The following is a 21,331-nucleotide window of genomic DNA, read 5'->3' as shown; positions in this document are numbered from 1 at the left end:
GCCGGCAGTCGGCATGCCTTTTTTTGTATCCTAACTATCAGCCAAGACAAAATCATCTCATTGCTGACAAATATTTAAACTAAATTTCATCGCCGACTGCGGCTGTTTATGTCTAGTATATGGTTTGAATTTTTTCTGATCATGAAGCTACTCCCTTTCACCATCCTGAGTCTACTGCTCGTCCAGTTCACACTCGCCTCCCCAGTATTTAAGTCCAGCAGTCGTAAATGGACGCCAGAGTCGAAGATCTTTGTCACTTTCGAGAAACAGATGGTTGGCGACGATCAGGTAGGTAAAGTCGCGCAAAATACACTTGTTAAGGTAACTCCCGAGGTGCGCGGAATGCTCAAATGGCACACGCCTAACAAAGCAGAATTCATTCCCGGCCAGCTGCCTATCATCGGCATCAAATACAAGCTAGAAATCGTCGCCGAAGCCAGCCACCTAGACGGTTCCGCAATTCAGAGAGGCAATGATTTTCTCATCAATAGCGAATCATTCGACGTCGTCCGTAGCCGCACCATAGGAGATAGCTTAGCCTACTCAAGGAGCCCAAAAGTCTATCTAGCCTTCAACGACGAAATCAATGCCGAGAACATGCCGCTGCTGGTCTACTTTCAGGACAAGTCAGGGGTGAAGGTGCCAGTCAAAGCGCGCACCGCTACTTGGGCCGATTGCCAATCTGACTACTACAGAGTAAAACCCCGACTTCAGCGCTTCCGCGAAGCCATCAACCCTGAGTTGAAGGAAATCGCCCAGCTAGAACTTGCCGACGAGGCCCCACTTTCAACCGCGGTTGTTATAGAACCTATCAAACCACTACCAATTGGCCAAAACTGGTATTTGGTAATACCAGCCGACACGCCTAACAAATCAAGAACAGCAAGAACAGCACGCAGTACATCTCAGTGGATTGGCGACCTCAATGCATTCGAAATTGATAACATCACCCCTGCGGTAGAAGCCAATCAGCCGAGAACGCTTAAGATTCATTTCAACTACCCGCTAGATCAATCCACCATCGACAAACTCCCCGAGTATATCAATCTGAGCCCTAAGTTGGCCAACATCCGCTATCAGCTAGAAGATGATAAAAAAACGCTCACCATTAAAGGGCAGTTCTCACAACGAGAAAGCTGGAACATCACCATCAAAAAAGGCCTAAGTTCTATCAACGGGCTATATCTAGCTGAAGATGATAGACGAGATTTTACATTCTATCGGCTCGCGCCGGGCATCGCGCTGCCATCATTCATCACAGCTCAGCAACTTTACGGCAGCCGCGACTATAACATAGATACCGTCAATATAGACTCCGCTAGAATTCGCATCAAACATCTCGACGCCGAACAAGCGGTTCGCGCCATGCTAGGCTATCAACATTACACTGGCTGGGGGCATAACGGACAAACTGTCAGCCCAAAACAATCACTCCCCTTCTCACTCGTCTCAGGAAAATCCATCTACGATAGCGAGATATTCCTAGATAACAAAATCGACACCAGCGCTGAAATCAAACTCAGCTGGAACGAGGTTCTACAGGGCAATCGCAAGCCGAGCTTGATGTTTGCTTCAGTTGAGGGGAAAGCAAAAAAATTAGCGCCAAACAGTGGCTGTATTAGCCAGTCTATCATCCAACTAACTGACATCGGCCTCAGCTGGAAGCAAGGAGCTCAACAGACCATGATCTATGGATTCAGCTATAACAATGGCAAACCCATTCCTAATTTCACGATCAAAGCCTACGGCGATGACGCCCAGTTTATCGAACAATATGAGGCCGACCAAAATGGCGTTGTCATCCTAGCTAACAACGACTCAATCACTCATCTAGTAGCCAGCAAAGATGACGATCAATATATCGTTCCCTTTGATAGGCAGATGCAAAATATTTCCATGTGGCGCTTCCCTATCAACTACAGCTGGGATGCCCCAGCCGATAAAATTCAAAAGCTCTCTATCTTCACTGATAGATCACTCTATCGTCCAGGCGAGCAAGTCAACCTGAAGGCGCTACTGCGCCAGCTAGAAGGATCTTCAGTCAAGTTCAGCGATATCAAATCTGCCAAGTTAATCATTAACGACAGCCGCTCGCGCTCACTCATCTCCGAAGATATCGAGTTCTCTGAAAAAGGTGCCTTCGACAAATCATTCACTCTGCCTAACGAAACCGTAGGGTATTTCACGGTCGAGTTCAAACTCGTTGGACCAGCTAAGCCAGAATCCATTTCTAACTGGAGGTGGGAGCAAATGTATAATTTCCGCAGCGGATTTCACGTGCAAGAATTCCGTCGCAATGCCTTTGAGGTATCCAGCCAGATAGATGAGCCGGAAATCGCCAGTGAAAAAATCACCTGGTCAGCCAAAGCAAATTACTACCAAGGCATGCCCGTCGCCTCAGCTAGAGTTGCATGGCATTTATTTAGCCGCAATGTGGGTTTCTATCCCGAGAAATTCCGTGACTACAAATTTGGCAACCATCGCCATTACGACTACGGCTACTGGGCACATTACTATGGCTACAACGATTCCTATCAAAGCGAGTCAAATGTACCTTCTAGCAAATCGCTCAACGGCAACCTGCTACTCGACGAAGATGGAAATATAAGCAAAGAGCTCGAAGTTCCAGCTAGCGAATTTCCCTCCCCTCTGATGCTTTCAGTGACCGCAGAAGTCACCGACAGCCGCGAGCAAACGCTGACTACCAATAGCAATACCACTATTCACCCCTGCTCTATTTACCTAGGTATTTCGCGCATCAATAAACTTATGCGCATCGGAGATAGCGCTGAGTTAGACATCCTCGCGGTCGACATCAATGGGGAACTGGCAGCTGAGGATCAAGAGCTTGAGGTGAGCGTGGAGCGTGTCTATCACGAGACTACAAAAGTACGTAACAGTGATGGAAAAATGCGCGTTAACAACGAAGAACGCATCAGCAAAATCAGCTCTAGCAAATTAACGATTCCAGCTGGGAAATCCGCCAAGTTTACATTTTCGTCTGACCTAACTGGGGAACATCTCATCACCCTAACTAGCCAAGACAAACAAGGCCGCACCGTGAAAACAGTGACCGCCGTACACGTCTACGGAGCCAACGATTACGCGTGGTCTACTGAAGATGGCAATAAGATCAAACTTGTGCCCGAGCAAAAAACATACACCGCTGGGGATACCGCAAGAATCCTCGTCATGACGCCGATAGATGGTACCGCATTGGTCACCCTTGAGAGGGAAAATGTGATGCAGCATTTCCAGATGCAGCTTAGCTCAGAAAAGCCAGTGATAGAAATTCCAATCGACGCCGAGCTAGCGCCAAATGCCTTTGTCTCCGTGATGGTGGTGCGTGGCGCTCTCGACAGCCCACACAAATACAAACACGCCGACATGCGCATCGGTTACTGCGAATTTGCCGTGCTCGATCCCGCCAAAGAACTCGAGATAACAATCATCGCGCCATCACACTCATCACTTCCAGCTAGCGAAATTACGCTGAGTGGCTCGGTTAAAGACGCCGCAGGAAAACCAGCAGCTAATGCCGAGGTTACCTTATTTGCCGTCGACGAAGGCACTCTAGCGGTAATGGGCTACAACAACCCAAACTGGCTGAAGTTCTTCTTTGCCTCTCGGCCATTGAGCATGACCTGCGGAAACTCATTTTCTAACTACCTCAGTGAAAACCCAGAACTGCGTTATATGGCTAATAAAGGATTTGTTATTGGCGGCGATGACGCCTTTGCCGCCGCACCACGTCTAGACATCGCAACACGTGAGGATTTCGACCCCAGTGCTGTCTGGCAGCCTACGGTAATGACTGATAAAAAAGGTAACTTTTCTGTAAGCTTCACCACACCTGACACACTAACAACGTATCGAGTGGTCGCTCTGGCCGCACAAGGCGCAGATCAGTTTGGCTCATCCACATCGAGCTTTGTGGTAGATAAAGAACTCATGCTAGAGCCAATGCCTCCAAGATACGTAAGCGAAGGCGACCAGCTGGAGCCAATGGTTCTGGTGCAAAATAACAGCGACTACGACGGCAGCTGGGAGGTAACTCTAGAAACTAACGACATCTGCGAGCTGGTGTCTACCAATGGCAGTAGCCACAGCAGCACAAAATCAATCCAGCTGAAAAAAGGCCAATCCGCTGAAGTTAGCTTTCCTATCAATGTGAGTAAAACTGGTACCGTGCAGTGGACATGGTCAGCCAAGCCTAAGCAGCTAGAAGGAGCCACGCTGAATGCCTCCATGATTCAACGGCATAGCGATAACATCACCAACAGCTTCGAAAGCACCTACCCGACACCACTGCTGACGCAAGTTGTCTATGCACGTATCGACGGCAATACAGCGCTGGCGGATCAACTTGACGCCGAGCTACTAGCTGGCAGAGGCCAGCTAGAAGTAACGGTTTCTAACTCACGCTTGCTAGAAGCAGCTGGAGCAGCAGACTACCTGCTGAAGTACCCATACGGCTGTGTTGAGCAAACAACGTCCTCAATGATGCCGTGGCTAACAGTGAACGAACTGAAACACATCGTGCCAGCATTTAAAGAAGTGAATGAAGCCGATGTCATGCTCGCATTACAAAAAGGAGCGGACCGCCTGCTGAGCATGCAAACCACTGACGGCGGACTCGCCTACTGGCCAAGTGGCTCTAGTTCTGAACGCTGGGCATCGAGCTATGGGGCCATGGCTCTCATTCTAGCTGAAAAAAGAGGAGCCAAAGTGGACAACTCGAGTCTAGCCAAACTAACAAATTGGATTATCAAAGATGTGCGCAAGAGCAAGATCGAAGACAATGACTGGAATAATGACATTCTCTGCAGAACACTCTATGTACTCGCCCTAGCTGAACAACCGCAGCGTTCTATACAAAATCGTATCTACGAAGATAGAGACCAGCTCAGCCAAACAGCTAAATCATTTCTCGCCATGGCTATCGACCTATCAGGTGGTGATAGAGAAACTGCGCTCAGTCTTGTGGAAAAGAAAACAAGCTACACAAATAGCTCCAGCTGGATGGCTGGGTCAACGGATTCATCCACACGCCTGATGGCGCTGAGCCAGCTGAAAGCACCAGCTGAGATGATAGACGATGCTGTGATTGATCTACTGGCATCACGGTCAGCTAATGGAAACTGGCGCTCAACATGGATGAATAGCTGGGCATTGCAGGGCATGGCTAGCTATGAAAAATCACTTAGCCACTCTAGCGGATCTAGCAAATACTCGCTAACGTCTAATCAGGGAACGTTACAGGGCTCTATCGATAAAACCAGCTCAGCTCAGCACCATGTGTTCCAGCTGGAAAATGGCCAGAGCCTGGTGGCTACTAGCGATACCCCCTTGTTTGCCAAGCTCAGTTTGAGCGCAAAACCGCAGTCGAAGGAGACAAAGATTAGTTCCTCTGGAGGGCTAGCTATTGATAGAAGATACACTGTGGTGCAGGCCGACGGCAGCGAACTGCCACTAGATAAACCGTCTGTTGGAGATCTCGTCAAAGTTACGCTAACGATTAGCTTCCCATCCGACATTCGCTACGTCGCCATCGAGGACAGGCTACCAAGTGTGTTTGAGATCATCAATGACCACTTCGACTCACAAAGTTCGGTACACAGCGCGAAGATCAGCCGCGACTGGCGCATCAGCCACCGCGAGCTCAGAGGTGATAAGGCGCGGTTTTTCCTCAACAAGTCATGGTCGGGAGAAGCGCAGCAAATCAGCTATCTAGCCAGAGTTGCCTTTGCTGGCACCGCGACTGCACCAGCTGCAAAAGTAGAAGCGATGTATGACCCGAGCATGCGCGCGAATACGGCTAGCGCCACCATTAGCACTCAGCAGCCAGTGGTAGCTGAAAAATCTGAGTAAGCATGAGAGCTAAAACCCCCACATCTTCGGCGTAGCAATTTCTATGCTATTGCCAGCTGGATCACGAAAGTAGAGCGACACCCCATCGTTAGGCCAGGTGATGTCTTGTTCTAACTCGATGTCTAACTCAGCTAGGCGCTTTCTCCAGACTGCTGGCTCAATGCCCATCATAGACAAACAAACGTGACCAGGCCCTTTGGCGCCGTGGGCAGGAATGGGGTGTTTGTCACTCACGCACTGGACGCTTGACTGCTCGGCATTAAAAATCAGCAACATGCTTGATTGGAGACGATAGAAGATGTGTTTACCTTCATCTTTTATCAATGGCTGACGGACTAACAATTTGTTGTAAAACTCCTCAGCGGCAACTAGATCGTCTGCATAAATAACGGCCTCCAATATATCCATGATTGGAAATTATCATTTCCAGCCAGTTGGCCAATGACAAATTTTTGACAAAAAATTACCGCCTCAGCTGGTAGCTGAGACGGTAAGCTAGATAAGAATTAATTCAGCGATTAGAGCACGCTAGCAACAGCCTTGCAGAAGCGCTCGATGTTGTTCTCGCTAAGTCCAGCCAGGTTGATGCGGCTAGATCCAACCATGTGGATGGAGTGCTTCTCGCGAAGTTCTTTCACTTGCTCTTGGCTGAGGCCGAGCAGTGAGAACATGCCGCGCTGCTGAGCAACAAATGAGAAGTCAACGTCTGACTGCAGAGCTGCGAGTCCGCTAACGAGTGATCCACGAACACCATTGATGCGCTCGCGCATTTCTGTGAGGTCAGCTTTCCACATGTCCATGAGAGCTGCGTCTTCAAAGATAGTCGCTACGATCTGGCCACCGTGTGATGGTGGGTTAGAGTAGTTTGAGCGGATTACAACTTTAGCTTGGCTAGCTACTTTACCAGCAGTGTCAGCGTCTTTGCTGATGATAGTCACTGCACCTGTGCGCTCACGGTAGAGACCGAAGTTCTTAGAGAACGAGCTACAGATGATGGCTTCGCCGAAGATAGAAGTCATCAGGCGAAGGCCTTCTGCGTCTTCTTCGATTCCGTTAGCAAAACCTTGGTAAGCGAAGTCGATTACCGGAAGGAGTCCGCGCTCAGCTACTGCTTCAGCGATTTGCTTCCACTCAGCTACTGTTGGATCACAGCCTGTTGGGTTGTGACAGCATGCGTGCAGGACGATGATGTCGCCAGCTGGCATTTTAGCGATTGCTTCCAGAGCAGCGGCTAGATCGAAGCTCTTAGTCTCGGCATTGTACCAAGCGAATCCTTCGTTTTCTAATCCAGCTGCGGCAAAGATTGGTCCGTGGTTAGGCCAAGTAGGTGTGGTGAGCCAAACTTTTTTGGCACCAGTCTTTTGCTTAAGAAAATCACCAGCTACACGAAGGGCACCAGTACCACCTGGTGTGTGAGCTGTGAACAGGCGGCCTGATGTGAGCAACTCACTATCAGCACCAAAGAGCAAAGTCTGAACGGCTTTGCCATATGCTGGAAGGCCTGGAATTGGCAGGTAGCCTTTAGAGACTTCCTTCTCCAGAACAATCGCTTCAGCCTGTTTGACTGACGGCAACACTGGTGTTTTACCACTAGTGTCCTGATAGACGCCTACACCGAGATTGATCTTCTCAACGTTAGGGTCTTGATTAAAAACTTCGGTCAATCCAAGAATCGGATCCGGCGCTGCCTGTTCTACGTTTTCAAACATAATGGGAAACTGATGATTTATTTGTGGAACACTCCATGGTCAAGCACCCAGTGCCGGACAAGAATGTTTTAGCAAAATATGCAAACTACGGTTTAATTACACATGGATGCCGCTAGTAACAAGTCGAGTTTTACTAACAGGCAAAGAAAAAGGTGACCCCAGCTGGAGTCACCTAATCAAATTCATTCTGCTAGAATTACTTATGCGTGGTTCCACTCACCGTATGAGCGGAATTTTTCGTATCTAGCGTTGAGCATTTCCTCAGTGCTCATGGCTTGCAGCTCTTTGATGTGAGAAAGAACCACGTCGCGCAGGTTAGAAGCAGCGATGAGGTGATCTTGGTGAGCACCACCTTTAGGTTCGTTAATCACGCCGTCGATGAGATTGAGTTCACCGAGATCTGGAGCGGCAATTTTCATAGCGTCAGCAGCTTCAGGAGCGTGCTTGCGGTGCTTCCAGAGGATGGCGGCACAGCCTTCAGGAGAAATCACTGAGTAGTAGGCATTTTCCATCATCAAGACGCGGTCAGCGACACCAATTCCCAGCGCGCCACCTGAGCCACCTTCACCGAGCACAACGGCTACGATTGGTGTTTTCAGCATGGCCATTTCACGCAGGTTATAGGCGATGGCTTCGGCGATGTTGCGTTCTTCCGCACCAATACCTGGGAATGCTCCCGGAGTATCAATCAGGGCAACTACTGGCAGGTTGAATTTTTCAGCCAGCTTCATCAGGCGCATGGATTTGCGATAACCTTCTGGGTGAGCGCTGCCGAAGTTGCGCAGTAAGTTTTCTTTGGTATCGCGGCCTTTTTGATGACCGAGAACAACGACTTTTTGGCCACCTAGAGTAGCAAAGCCACCTGGCATAGCATTGTCGTCACCGATGTGGCGATCACCGTGGAGTTCACAGAAATCATCGAATACGTGGGCGACGTAATCGAGCATGAATGGTCTGTTGGTATGACGTGCGATTTGTACACGTTGCCATGGAGTGAGGTTTTCGTAAATCTGGTTTTTTGTTTCTGCCAATTTTCCTTCCATGGCAGTCACTTCATCAGACATATCGATTTTCTGCCCCTTGGCCTTTTTTTTCAATTTGGCCAACTCAGCTTCGAGTTCAATGATAGGTTCTTCAAAGTCTAATGGTTTCATGCGTCAGTTGTAAAATGTTGCAATTTTGTGCTGGCGAATTCAATCAGGGATTGGACAAGATTTCCATCGCTATTTTTGGCTCAAACTAAAATTTGGCTGATTATTCTGGATAAACTACTTGCACGGCATTGCCGGCGCGCAGCAATAACATCAACTCTTCGATGTCTTCGTTAGCAATGAATATCCCCGTATCTTCTGGATCTGTATCTTCTAGCTGTGAGCGGATTTCCAGCGCGTGTTTGGCTAGCGAGATACGTTTGATTGACGCGCGGTAATCATCACCATGTTTAGCGACTCTGCGGTCGTTAGCGTAACCACCTGTGGCATCCACGGAGTTTTTGTATTTGCCTTTGCGAGAATCGTAGCGGGCGTCAATGATGGCGTAGTTTTTGAGGAATTGGCCATCGCTATCCAGCAGCTCGAGCCATCCAGTACGCAGGTTCACCACCAAGCTATTATTGAGCGGCATCACCTTGAGCTTAGCGCCAGCTTGTAGCGAGGTAGCGCGGCGCAGCTTGTTGAGGTAAATCAGGTTATCCAAGCTGGTTTTATTGGCGTTGCAGATTTTGTAATAAGTATCACCGGGTTTGACCTCAACCACAGGTTTGTCGTGTGGCGCTAGCAGCCTATCGAGGTTCATTTCCCCGAGAATTTTGCGTGAAGCTTCAGCGGCACTAGAAGCAGGATAGAAGCTGACGATGTATTTCATCTTCGCTTCGGCCTCATCCATTTTGCCATTGATGAGCAGGTCTTTGACGTGCTCAAAGGCATTGGCGCCAGGCTCGATGTCGGTGAGCTGGCCTTGTTCCATTTTTTTCTGAATCGCGGCTTCTTGAGCGGCGACGATGGTAGACTCAGCTGGGCCTTCACGCAGCAGCGGGCTGTTGAATTCTTCCAACACCCAATAAGTACCAAGTACCGATGCGATCACAAAGGTAGCGGCCAAACACTTAATGAATACCCAGAATTGCATGCCGGCAGATTACAGCAATCCACGCCTTTTGAAATCAAAAGCGTTAATCTCAGCTGATTTTGAAATAATATCGATGGAGAACTTGAGCAAACAGACTTCCCACGCGTCATCCACACCTTCAATGACCGCCATCATCGGGTCACCAGTTTTGCGTAAATCTTCCAGAACTCGGTCGCGCACGTTGTCTACAGAGTCGTGAATGAGCTCTTCCTGCACGTTGGTTCTTTTGAAGGTAAATCCGTATTGGAAAAACACGGGCTCAATGCGCTGCTCTTTGAGCCAATCCATATACTCAGCCGCCTTTTCATTAAATCCCTCCAGCTCGATTTCCTTGTAGGCATCTGGGCGGATGATCTGCGGTTTGTGCGCTTCCAGCTCGCCAGTGCGTACACGCACTTGGCCCACTTTGTCCATCAGCTCGCTGATGAGAGTGAATTTGAAACGAGTCGCGCCAAAAGTATCAATGCGTCGATCCGGCTCATGCAAGAGCTGAGCGGTTTCTAATGCATACTGGATGCTGTCAGGTGAATGATTTCCTGGAGTCATAGTGTCTATTGCATAGTAGGCTCGATTGTTGCCGGTGACAAACCCGCTGGCAGCTCGAGCTCATCAGCCAAGCTAGCTGCTGGCTGAGAAATAAAAAAGGTGAACTCCATGACAGAGCCCACCTTTTTTAATAAAAACTTTAGCCTAAGGGCATGTAATTAAGCATTGGCGTTAGTTACGTAAGTAACAACGTCGCCTACGCTCTGAAGCTTTTCTGCGTCTTCGTCAGGTACTTCGATACCGAACTCTTCTTCGAAAGCCATAACGAGCTCAACAGTGTCGAGTGAGTCTGCGCCGAGGTCTTCAATGAATTTTGCTTCAAGATTAACTTGGTCTTCGTTTACTCCGAGTTGGTCTACGATGATTGCCTTTACTTTTGCTTCGATGCTATCTGACATAATAGTTAGGTTGGTTGAAATTATCCTAGGCGGATTTATACGGGCTGATCGAGTTTTGGCAACTCATAAAATGAATCCGCGCAATTATTTATGCATCTGTCTTTACAGAATCAGCCGATAAGTCCTCTTCAGAATCCTCGTCATCATCGACGTATTCAATGATTTCACCCTTAAAATTGGCTAAAAGTTTAGCAAATAACTGTTCAGCGGGCGCCCCATTTTCTTCTTTGAACTGGCCGTACACGAGGCCATCAATCTTCGCCGTTTCCTCTTTGCCATCCTGGGTGAAATACACATAGGCCATGCCTTTGGTATCCCACTTCCGTTTGTCGATCTTGGTGATATTGGAAAATAGAATCCGCCGCCCCAGCTGGTCGTAGAGCGCCTCGTCATCGATTTCTATGGTCCGCAGCATCGTACGGATGAGGAAAAACAAGGTAATGGCAATCAATACCAGACACACCGTCATGGCGGTGAATTGCTCTTTGATTTTACCTTCTTCAAAAACTCCGTGTTCATCCAGCTCAAGGTCCATGCCTTCAGCCAGCGTATATTCCTCCCACAGCGGGGGAAATTTAGCGGTCTGTCGTCCCTTGCTGAGCGCATCAAATCCGTTCACCAATATCTCTGGCCACGGCTGCTCGGCAGAAAATTCGCGTGGCAGGATGTCGCCGCCACTTTCTGGCTGCGCGCAGTGCTGCTCAGCGGCAAATGATTTCCAGCTGGCGGCATCCACGCCCCCTTCTTTAACCTGTTGATTAAACTTAGTCTCTGCATCTTTAAATGTCTGATGCATGTAGTACTGGAGATTTTTCTCCCGATACCCCCACATGCCGTCTTGAAAAAATAAAAACGCAAACACGCCAAACATGATGATCATGGCGGCTGCCCGCCAGATGAACCAGTTGGTTGGTTTACATACAATCTTTGCCTGTGCTGACTTATTTTCTTTCACGTTTATGGATGAATGCTGAGGGTGATACTCTCGCCATGCAAGCAGACAGGCACAAGAATGCAAGCTCTCAGCTAAACCGAGGAAAATTTTCTCCTCCTGCAGATGGATGCGGACGAACTATTGTTTCCGCTCTTTATCTTTGACTAGCATCACCTGCCAGTCAGCCAACGCCTTCTGCTCCCACTGTTCGTATTCTTTGACCATAGATTCAAAAAGCTCGGGGTTTTCTTTCACCAAATTCTTCTCCTCGTACGGGTCATCCAGCAGGTTGTACAGACGGGTAAACTCTGGCTGCTTGTCCTCGCTCACCACCTTGTATGTGTCATTGCGATACGCACGCTGGCGGCCAGATGAAAAAGCAATGCCACGAGGTCGCGCTAGCTTTTCCCCTCTAAATAATGGCATCCAAGAAATACCATCGTATTCGCGGTCGTCAGGCATCGCCACTCCAGCGGCCTCCAGCACGGTTGGAAAATAATCGGTCTGCACCAGCGGCACATCGGTCACCGCTGGCTGACTCAGCTGCGCTGGCCACTCAATCACGCCCGGCACCAAAATGCCACCTTCGCCAAGGTGGTATTTGCCGCCGCGGAATGGTCCAGCTGATCCTCTAAAGCCATACACAAATCGCCCACCGTGGCTTTCACCTTGATTGAGCCTATCGCGAAATTGCGTGCCGCCAACTGGCCCATTGTCACTGGTGAAAAGAATCATCGTATTGTCGGCAATGCCTAACTCACGCAGCTTAGCGCGCAGCCGGCCCACTTCTATATCTATCGAGCTGGCATTTGAATAGTATTTCACCTCGTCAGCTGGCAAGCCAGCTGGATACAAGGAAAGCAAATCTGGGTTCTGGCTCAGCGGACCGTGCATGTGGTGAAACCACGTCGCCACCGCAAATGGCCTCCCCTGCTCGTGCATGCGCTCGATGTAATCCAGCGTGCGATCCATCAAAATCGTGGTATCATCGCGGCGTAATTCTGGCCGCTTTTGCCCTTCCGCTAGAGTAATCAATTTTCCTTGATCATAATAAAGATGCTTCTCGTCCTTGCCGGGTGGCAGCGCCTGATAGGGATCGTAAGTGTAGAGGACATTGTGAGAGGTAAACCATTCCTCAAACCCAGCCATGCCTGGAGTGAAATAATGTTCCGGGCTCTGCTCTGGGCACATGTAGCCGACATGCCATTTGCCAAAATGCGCCGTAGCATAACCAGCTTCTTGCAATGCCTCTGCGTAGGTAATCTCAGATTCTAGCAAATGCCATGTCCCTGGGTTTTCGTCGCTCGGCGTCGACATGAATCCCGTGAGCCCCAATCGCAGATTGTGACGGCCAGTTAGAATGGCAGCGCGCGATGGTGAACACGTGCAGTTAGTCGAATAGAAACGATTCATCTTCAGCCCATTTTCAGCCATTTGGTCTAGGTTTGGTGTCTTGATCACCGGATGACCATTAAAACCTGTATCGCCCCAGCCCATGTCATCTACCAATAACATGATGAAGTTAGGTTTCTCCTCAGCTGAAATAGCACTCAACCCTAACAGCGAAAGCAGGGCGTTCATAAAAAGTCTTCTCATCGTGTGATCATGAAAATGGATAATTTATTTCATACAAGGAAATTTAAAAAATCAGCAAAAATCCAAACACCGAAGTAACAATTTTGTCACTCAATTTTCACTAAGAACATAAGCTCTAGTCCTTTAGCAATAGGCGCTTAAAAACTAAATCGTTAAGGTGTTAAATTTGTTATCAAATATCATAATATGTAGTTAATACAGCTTGAATCTAGCGAATCTTGCCCGTAACTAATGCGCACCTAGAGGGTTCAAAAAGCGTCAGAATATTCATTCAAATCAGTAGCCAATTACTGCCAAATCCACCATTTGAAATGATGAAATGACAATGCTTCCACAACCCAACAACTGACTAACTACTAACAATAGATTAGTCAGATAAAATCCAGAGCTCCCCCACCAATTACTTTCAATTGATTCCCATCAATCACCCTAACATCATGCGAGTTCTATACAAACTAGCCTCACTCTTTCCCCTATTTCTCCCTCTCGTGGCCATTGCCCAAGAAGAGATGGACATGGACATGCACCTTAGTCCAGTAGCCAAACATCGCCACGGGGTCGCCTTAGTAGCCTACGAGCATGTTACTCACGTAGCCATCGCTGATGGCGAATGGTCGGATTCTAGCATCTGGGATACAGGCACCCTGCCAGCTGACGATTCTCGCGTATTGATTCCCGAAGGGCTCACGGTTCTAGTGGATGGTATATTCGACCAATCACTGCGCACCATCCGTGTCGACGGCACGCTAAGTTTCCAACAAGATGTTAGTACCCAGCTGAGAGTGGAATCATTAGTTTCTTCCGAAACAGGTTTGCTTGAAATTGGTACTGCGGAAAACCCAATTCACGACGATGTCACAGCTACCATCATCTTTGATGACAGAGAAGATGGGTTTGTGCTCGACTCAGATTCAGCCGATTACGATCCGCTGAAAATTGGTCTTGGTCTGCTAGCTAACGGCCCAGTGCGCGCCTATGGATCAGCCAAATCACCCTACGCCGTGACCAGTGGAGTCACCGCAGGCACATCCGTCATTGCCGTCAAAGAAGTTCCTAGCAATTGGAAAGCCGGCGACAAACTCGTCATCGCCACCGACAGCTACCATGACATTGAGGGCGATGAAATCCGCTACCTCGTAGCCGTCGACAGCAACGCAAAAACTATCACCATCGATCAGCCGCTAGAGCAGGATCACATGCCGCCAAGCGCGAGCAAACCAGAGGTTCAGGAGAAGTTAGAAATTCACATCATCAACCTGAACCGCAACATCATTCTCAAGTCCGAAGAATCTCACCTAGCTGACAGCGTAGATCACGACGATCAATGGAATAATAGACGCAGCACGATTACAGAATTTCCTGGCCGTGGCCACGTCATGTTTATGCACCACAGCGATGTGATCTGTGAATACGTCGAATTTCGCCACTTAGGCCGCACCAACTTGATGGCCACCACACGCGAAGCTCTCGCCTCATCCACTAGCGTGAGCGAGCCAGCGATCAACCCAGTAGCCCGCTATGCGATGCACTTTCACATGGCCCACCTCAATGGCGTGAACCGCACGCCGGGCATCATCCGCGGTTGTGCCGTAGATACCAGCCCAGGCTGGGGGTACGTGGTTCACTCCAGCCACGCGATTGTTGAGGACTGTGTCAGCTACGATGTTGCTGGCGCTGCCTACGTTGCCGAGTCAGGTGATGAGTTAGGCGCCTTTATCAACAACGTATCTATCCGCACTATCACGCCAGATTCAGCTAGACCAAACCGCAATAACGGTAGTGGCGGCATGGGCTTCTGGCTGACGTCTACTAACATGGATGTGATCGACAACGTGGCCTCTGGTTCATCCGGCTCTGGATTTACCACTTGGGTAGAACCCGACCATTCCCACAGCGCCTTGCCAAAAGTCATCAAGGAGTTGCCAGCTGCCTATACAAGCGATCCTGAAAAGCACGGTCTATCACCGTGGGACGAGACCATCTCACCCCACCAGAACATGCAGAATTTCCGTGGTAATACCGCCTATGCTGCAAAACGCCACGGCCACCGTTTAGGCCGCAGTGGTGGTGGATTCAAAGGACTCATCGAAGATTTCACTGGCTGGAGCGTCGAGTCTGGCATGGACCGCTGGTACTCTGGTGGCGTGACCGTCAATGGCCTGACGCTGGTTAACGATGTCAATAATCCATCAGGCACCGGCTACAAAGCATTCCACAACACTGGTGGCTGGGACATCTTTAATGCCCACATCGAAGGCTTTGTGCACGGCTACGAATCATCACCACGCCAAGGTACCTCGTATTTATACAACGCCTACCTCAAAAACGTCGTTAACATCGAGTGGAATAAAAACTGGAACAAACCCAATAAGCAGTTTGTGCAAGGTGAGATCATTTTCGAGCAACTCTCAGCTGAGGCAATTGCTAACTACCAGCAGCGTGTCATCGACATGGGAGAGACGCCAAAAGAACCGGCGGACATGAACATGGATACCAAAAAGGCTACGGACTTTGGTGGCTTGATTGACAATGTTTATAACAACTTGAGCTATCGCAGCTACTTTACTTTTGACGCAGATAATTTTGCCAATACGCCGATGGCTATTCACATGGCCCAACAGGCTGACGATTACGTGCTGATGCCCGAGGGCACCAAGACGGTGATCGCTGGCATGACTAATAGCGAAGTGGAAGCTCAATACGGCACCGGCATCCGCCTTAATGGCACCGGCATCCCAAACAATGCCATCACCCGCCCAGAATGGTTGAACATTCACTATCTGGAAAATACCAGCGATGGCTCCAAGCTCTACGACTCACCGCGTCACATTCGCTACCTGCCCAATGTCTACGCCAGCGCCCAAGGTGATCAAACTCCCGTGACGATCGATTTGAGCGAATACTTCCATGGATTTAACCAGCAACTGATTTGCTCAGCTGAAGTCATCGACAATGCCGATATCGCTAGTGCTTCCATTTCTGGTACCCAGCTCACAGTGACTCCATCTGGAGTCTCTGGCCGCGCTCGCATTAAAGTGTCAGCCTCCGTGCTAGACTCAGGCACCTCGACTCAATATATTTTCTGCGATACGCCCGGGGCGATGGATGATTTCATTGTTGGCGAGCAAGGCCAAGAATTCAGCTACGATGTTTTGGTTAATGATATTTCTCCAGAGGGTGATTCCCTGCAAGTGACCGACGTCACCGCCAACGATTATTACGCTACTGAAATCCTCCGTGACGGCTCAATCCTGTTCACCCCAACCGCGCCATTTGTCGGCACCACCACCTTGGTCTACACCGCTCAGGACAGCCAGAATACTAGCTACACAGCAACTATCAACTTGCTCAGCCAAGGACTCGTTGCTTACTACAAAATGGACGGTTCCGCCGGTGACAGCCAGCTGCTTGATTCATCTGGCAATGGTCTGCACGGCTGGACAGATTCACCAGCTAACAGCCACTGGGCAGACGACGGCATTTGGGGCCAATCATTAAGCTTTAGAGAAAGCGAATCAGCTGACCATTTCCAGCTGCCTGCCGCCATCTTTGATAGCATTGAATCACAATACACGATCACCTTCTGGACCAGAGTCGACGGTGATACCAGCAATCAAAACAAGATGCTGCAAGGCCTCAACTCAGCTGGCCAGGACGTCTTCAATATCTTTACTCCCTACACCGCCTACGATGTAAGAATATCCTCAGGGCGTGATGACAGCGGCCTCGATACCTTCACGGTGAAAGATGATATGATCTACGACCAATGGCAGCATTGGTCTATCACCAAAGATACAGAAACTGGTAAAATGTACCTGTATCTCAATGGCGAGCAGGTTGGCAGCAACTCTGGTAAAAATAGATCCGTTAGCGATCTCGTTTCTCTCACTCTCGGAAACGGGTGCTCAGCTGACATTGACGATCTGCGTATCTACAACCACATCCTCACCGCTGAGCGCATCAAAGATGACGCACTCGGAGGCGTTCTCAGCTACCGTGGTGAGACATTGCAAAATGGCTACCTTGCTGACTCTAGCGCATTTTCCCAACATAACGCATTAGAGTTAGGCGCTAGCTCAATCAACGATGGTGCGCTGGGTAAAGGCATTGACCTCACCGTGGCTGGCCTCGAGCTTCCAATGATTGATGAAGTGAAAAATGCTTCTAACTTCTCCATCTCATTCTGGATGAAATCCAGTGATCCAACAACGGCTTCAACGATCCTGCATGGTATCAATGAGACCGGTCAGACGGTGATGAAATTATCTAACTCGAGCGCATCTAGAGTGAGCTGGTCAGTAGGTGCAGACAATACCACTGCGGACCTAACAACCGCAATGGACTCCTCACTCTATAACCACTGGATCTTGGTAAAAGACGCCGATCTAGCTGAGCTCAGAATCTATCAAAATGGCGTATTAGTTGCGCAAAATTCAATCAGCCAGAATAGCCAGCTGGACCTCGACCGTCTCGTCATTGGCCAAAATATTGACGGCTCCGCATCGCATTATGCCTTGGTTGATGAACTCATGGTTTACACCTCAGCATTTGGTGATGAACTTGCTTACGAAACCTCACGCGAAGAGCCGAGCTCGTTGACCTTTACCAACCAATATGGCGAGGCTGATGAGATTCTCTACATTTCCCAAGTTTCGCAAATTGGCGATCTTGTTTCTACCGTTACCGCTAATGACCTGAATGCCGAGGACAAACACATCTACTTGCTAGATGACGATGGTACTGATGTTTACGGGTATTTGAAAATTGATAACCAGACTGGCGAAATCTACTTACACAAAGACGAACTCCTATCCGAAACTGAGCTCTTTGATACCGAACACGAAATCACTATCACCGTGCTCACTGGCGATTTGTCAGATGTTATCGATATTACCCCGACGACTGGTCGTTACGTTAGATTCAAAACCAATAACAAACACGACAACACCTGGGTTTCTATCAGAGAAATCGAAGTCTTCAGCGAGGGTGTCAATGTTGCCCTCAACAAGACCATTGCTTCAGTGAGTGGCCAGCAAGATGAGAACCCAGCGACTAACATCATCGACGGCATCATTGATGACGACGCTAACCGTTGGTCAGCTGAAGGTAAAACTAACGAAGTGGTTATCGACCTCGGCGCGAACTACGAGATCGATCAACTACACATCGACGCCTACCTGAACCGACTGTACACGTATACTGTGGAGATCATGCCTGAGGGCGGCGAATATCAACAAGTTGTCAACCGCGCGTCTGTTACATTGCAGGAAACTAACTACACGGTGACAACCATGATTAAGGCAAACCAAGCGCCTGTGGTTGGTGGGGATAGCTACGTCATGATTGAAAATGACATCCTCGAATTTGATCCGGTCGCTAATGATACTGATGCGGAAAATGAGCACCTCACGCTCGCCGAGCTCGAAGAAATGGAAGATGGTCACGCATACGTTATTTTTGACAATACGGTTCACTACGTGCCTGACTATGGGTTTAGCGGGTTCGACTCAATTCGCTACAACGTGGGTGACACACTCAACAACGTCGACGCTGACATCGATATTGAAGTGCTTCCGCGCATGTTCAGCTGGTTCAACTTCGAATCCGGCACGATGGACGAAGTGCGCCACGGCAACTATCAAGCAAACTTCACCGGCGACTACGAAATCATTGACGACGGCGCCTTTGGCAAAGCCATCAAATTCAATGGAGGATACGCGTCACTCCCTAGTGAGCTCGTTGCTGAGCTCAATGAACATTCAGATGAATTTGCCATCTCATTCTGGACAAAGTTTGTTGAGGAAGCTGGCCATGTTCGCTTATTCCAGCTGAATGATGGCAGCGGCAAAGGCATCTGGATTGAACAACGTGATAGCAACGCTCTGCGAGTCTGGATCAAAGGTGATGAAAAAACTTATGCCAACGTTGGTGCGAGTCACTTTGATGAGTTTGAATGGACTCATTTTGTGGTGCAATACAACGGCGAGCAGCTGGAAATATACGTCAATGGTGAGTTGAAAAATACCATCGCTCAGCCAGCTGGCCTGCCGCATACATTCGAATCCATCACCTTCGCTGCCAATAGCGACGGCAATTCCACCTCACTGGCGTCGTTTGACGAAATCCACCTGTACCGCAAATCGCTGTCGGCGAATCAAGTCAACCGCCACTTCCTAGGTGAAGTCGCCAGCTACCTCAGCTACGAAGAATACGGCGAAGATATCAACGACATTTCCGGCATGGCCAACCACATCCATGCTGCTGGTGATTATTACCGCAACTACAGCGACTTTTTGCACAGCGCCAGTTTGACTACCCAATCGGCGTCGCTGCATGTTCCAGCTGAGGCGGTCTCAGCTATCAATGGCCAATTCACCTTTGCCAGCTGGGCCAAAGTGGATGAAATCCAAGACGGCCCCCAAGTCTTGTTTGAGCTAGAAACAGAGTCCAAGCCGCTGATCGCCAGCCTATCCGCTAGTGGAGAAATAGTCCTCAGCTTCAATGGCAGCCAAGTGAGCTACGATGTGGCTAATCAAGTCAGTGAATGGCATCACTATGGATTCACCGTGAATGGATCTCATGCATCCATTTACCTCAACGGCTTGCTCGTTGCTGAAGGTGAGTTTTCCAGCCAGCTAGGCCAGGCTAGTTCACTGAGCGCGGCTAGCACTCATTCGTCCAGCGAGTATTGGCAGGGTGAAATCAGCCAGCTGAATATCTTCAAGACAACCTTGTCAGCTGAAGATATAGTCGGGCTAGCGGCTCTGCCACCGACATCACTTGAGCTTACCCAAGTTGCCGTCATCACGCCGTACTCAGAAGCTGGTGAAATCATCGCCACCATTGAGATCGAAGATTTCAATACCACTGACCAGCACCTCTACGAACTCGTTGACGAGCTTAGCGGCACACTTCAGATTGATGCCAATACGGGCGCCATCAGCATTGCCGATGCCTCTCTGCTGCCAGCTAATATCTCTAGCTTCGACATTGAGATCCTACTCACCGATCCAGCTGGCTACCAGCTCAGCAAAGCCTACAGCTTGATCATCTATCAAGATCCTAGCTACCTTGAGGCCTCCGCTGATCTGGTTCCGCTAACAGCCCGCGATGATATCTCAAGCAATGGATTTAAGGGCTCGGTAGCCGATACTCTCAACGACGTGTTTGATTACAACGCCTACGAGCCAGCGCTTGAGCTGCCGGAGCAAGAAGATGTCAACTTCGGCTTCCGCACCAAAAACCAATCCGCTGGAGCCTACCTATACTACGAGGTCCCACAGGGTGTCGCCGTAGCCAATGGGCTGAAATTTGTCATCGACCTCTACGGCCGTAACAGCAGCTCAGTGACCTATCGCGATAATAACATCGACATCTACCTGCTCGCTGGTGGCGCTGATGGCATCGTCATTGATTCCATGCTCAATGTGGACATCGATGATAATTCGCCATATCACTCGCGCTTCAGCTTCGACAATACGCGGGCCTTTGACACCGTCTTGATCTACGGTCCGGATGCTAACTTCACCCTGCTAGAAATGCGCATGGTAGTGATTGCTGATAATTTCCCAAATACCCACTACAACCAGTGGGTCAACGCGGAGAGTGTCGCCCAAGAGCTGCAAGCAGCCACCGTCGATGCTGATGGTGATGGCTACAACAACATGCAAGAGTACTACCTCGGTACCGATCCTAATCACACAAGTAGCGGCATTTACCTGCCGACTCCAACTCAGGATGGAGAACTGCAAATTAAGTTCTCGCTGAATACTGACGCTCAGGGGCTCAGCCACCGTTGGCAGATCTCTCATGACATGGTGTCATGGACCGAGCTCGCCAACGAAGAGATCAATACCCAGCTGATGGCTGAAATTGGTAATGTGCAAGAATGGGCCCTCATCGTGCCTATCGATGACCAGCCAGTTTTCTATCGCATGATCATTGAATAATCCACTCCACTAGCTCAAATAGATAGACCTTCAACCGGCCCAGCTAGAAGCATTTCTAGCTGGGTCTTTTGTGTCCGCATCATTGATTTATCTGCAAAAATCAATTACGAACAATCTAGGGTCCTCTCACCTACTGAAAATATCAGCTGAAAATCTGCTAAATTTAACATGTTATACTAATTTAATTAACACCTTGTGTCA

10 protein-coding genes are annotated in these 21,331 nt (G+C 49.1%); 2 read left to right on the top strand and 8 right to left on the bottom strand.

Going from position 1 to position 21,331, the window contains the following annotated elements; genetic code table 11:
* The first annotated feature begins 141 nt into the window (after positions 1-141).
* Complete coding sequence (locus JIN82_RS01070; protein ID WP_200309781.1) at positions 142-5,871, top strand: alpha-2-macroglobulin family protein; 5,730 nt, start codon at positions 142-144, stop codon at positions 5,869-5,871.
* Between the two features lie 9 nt (positions 5,872-5,880).
* Here the strand turns inward: JIN82_RS01070 and JIN82_RS01065 are convergent, their stop codons facing one another.
* The 8 genes from JIN82_RS01065 to JIN82_RS01030 all read right to left on the bottom strand — a co-directional run bounded on the left by JIN82_RS01065 (position 5,881) and on the right by JIN82_RS01030 (position 13,166).
* Positions 5,881-6,279 carry a VOC family protein gene (locus JIN82_RS01065; RefSeq protein WP_200309780.1) on the bottom strand — a complete coding sequence of 133 codons (399 nt, stop codon included), beginning with the start codon at positions 6,277-6,279 and terminating at the stop codon, positions 5,881-5,883.
* A gap of 110 nt (positions 6,280-6,389) precedes the next feature.
* Positions 6,390-7,580: an amino acid aminotransferase gene (locus JIN82_RS01060; RefSeq protein WP_200309779.1), complete on the bottom strand. Its 1,191-nt coding sequence runs from the start codon at positions 7,578-7,580 to the stop codon at positions 6,390-6,392.
* 200 nt (positions 7,581-7,780) lie between these two features.
* Positions 7,781-8,734 carry an acetyl-CoA carboxylase carboxyltransferase subunit alpha gene (locus JIN82_RS01055; protein ID WP_200309778.1) on the bottom strand — a complete coding sequence of 318 codons (954 nt, stop codon included), beginning with the start codon at positions 8,732-8,734 and terminating at the stop codon, positions 7,781-7,783.
* Positions 8,735-8,834: 100 nt separating this feature from the next.
* Complete coding sequence (locus tag JIN82_RS01050; RefSeq protein WP_200309777.1) at positions 8,835-9,707, bottom strand: LysM peptidoglycan-binding domain-containing protein; 873 nt, start codon at positions 9,705-9,707, stop codon at positions 8,835-8,837.
* 9 nt (positions 9,708-9,716) lie between these two features.
* Positions 9,717-10,253: a hypothetical protein gene (locus tag JIN82_RS01045; protein WP_200309776.1), complete on the bottom strand. Its 537-nt coding sequence runs from the start codon at positions 10,251-10,253 to the stop codon at positions 9,717-9,719.
* A gap of 158 nt (positions 10,254-10,411) precedes the next feature.
* Complete coding sequence (locus JIN82_RS01040; RefSeq protein WP_200309775.1) at positions 10,412-10,651, bottom strand: acyl carrier protein; 240 nt, start codon at positions 10,649-10,651, stop codon at positions 10,412-10,414.
* A gap of 88 nt (positions 10,652-10,739) precedes the next feature.
* Positions 10,740-11,606, bottom strand: a complete 867-nt coding sequence (locus JIN82_RS01035; RefSeq protein ID WP_200309774.1) for a hypothetical protein — start codon at positions 11,604-11,606, stop codon at positions 10,740-10,742.
* A 117-nt stretch (positions 11,607-11,723) separates the two neighbouring features.
* The gene (locus JIN82_RS01030) at positions 11,724-13,166 is read right to left on the bottom strand and encodes a sulfatase-like hydrolase/transferase (protein ID WP_200309773.1); all 1,443 of its coding nucleotides are present in this window, start codon (positions 13,164-13,166) and stop codon (positions 11,724-11,726) included.
* A 452-nt stretch (positions 13,167-13,618) separates the two neighbouring features.
* Between JIN82_RS01030 and JIN82_RS01025 the strand changes: the two genes are divergently transcribed.
* Positions 13,619-21,130: a LamG-like jellyroll fold domain-containing protein gene (locus JIN82_RS01025; protein WP_200309772.1), complete on the top strand. Its 7,512-nt coding sequence runs from the start codon at positions 13,619-13,621 to the stop codon at positions 21,128-21,130.
* Positions 21,131-21,331: the final 201 nt, after the last annotated feature.

Source organism: Persicirhabdus sediminis, from assembly GCF_016595495.1.
Classification (GTDB): Bacteria; Verrucomicrobiota; Verrucomicrobiia; order Verrucomicrobiales; family Akkermansiaceae; genus Persicirhabdus; species Persicirhabdus sediminis.
Note: the sequence above shows the minus strand (reverse complement) of the source record. Positions and strands in the feature narration are given on the sequence as shown.

Excerpts from the sequence above, each read along its gene's own strand:
- JIN82_RS01070 (WP_200309781.1), top strand. The coding sequence starts at position 142 with ATGAAGCTACTCCCTTTCACCATCCTGAGTCTACTGCTCGTCCAGTTC.
- JIN82_RS01025 (WP_200309772.1), top strand. The coding sequence starts at position 13,619 with ATGCGAGTTCTATACAAACTAGCCTCACTCTTTCCCCTATTTCTCCCT.
- JIN82_RS01045 (WP_200309776.1), bottom strand. The coding sequence starts at position 10,253 with ATGACTCCAGGAAATCATTCACCTGACAGCATCCAGTATGCATTAGAA.
- JIN82_RS01030 (WP_200309773.1), bottom strand. The coding sequence starts at position 13,166 with ATGAACGCCCTGCTTTCGCTGTTAGGGTTGAGTGCTATTTCAGCTGAG.
- JIN82_RS01040 (WP_200309775.1), bottom strand. The coding sequence starts at position 10,651 with ATGTCAGATAGCATCGAAGCAAAAGTAAAGGCAATCATCGTAGACCAA.
- JIN82_RS01055 (WP_200309778.1), bottom strand. The coding sequence starts at position 8,734 with ATGAAACCATTAGACTTTGAAGAACCTATCATTGAACTCGAAGCTGAG.
- JIN82_RS01060 (WP_200309779.1), bottom strand. The coding sequence starts at position 7,580 with ATGTTTGAAAACGTAGAACAGGCAGCGCCGGATCCGATTCTTGGATTG.
- JIN82_RS01065 (WP_200309780.1), bottom strand. The coding sequence starts at position 6,279 with ATGGATATATTGGAGGCCGTTATTTATGCAGACGATCTAGTTGCCGCT.
- JIN82_RS01050 (WP_200309777.1), bottom strand. The coding sequence starts at position 9,707 with ATGCAATTCTGGGTATTCATTAAGTGTTTGGCCGCTACCTTTGTGATC.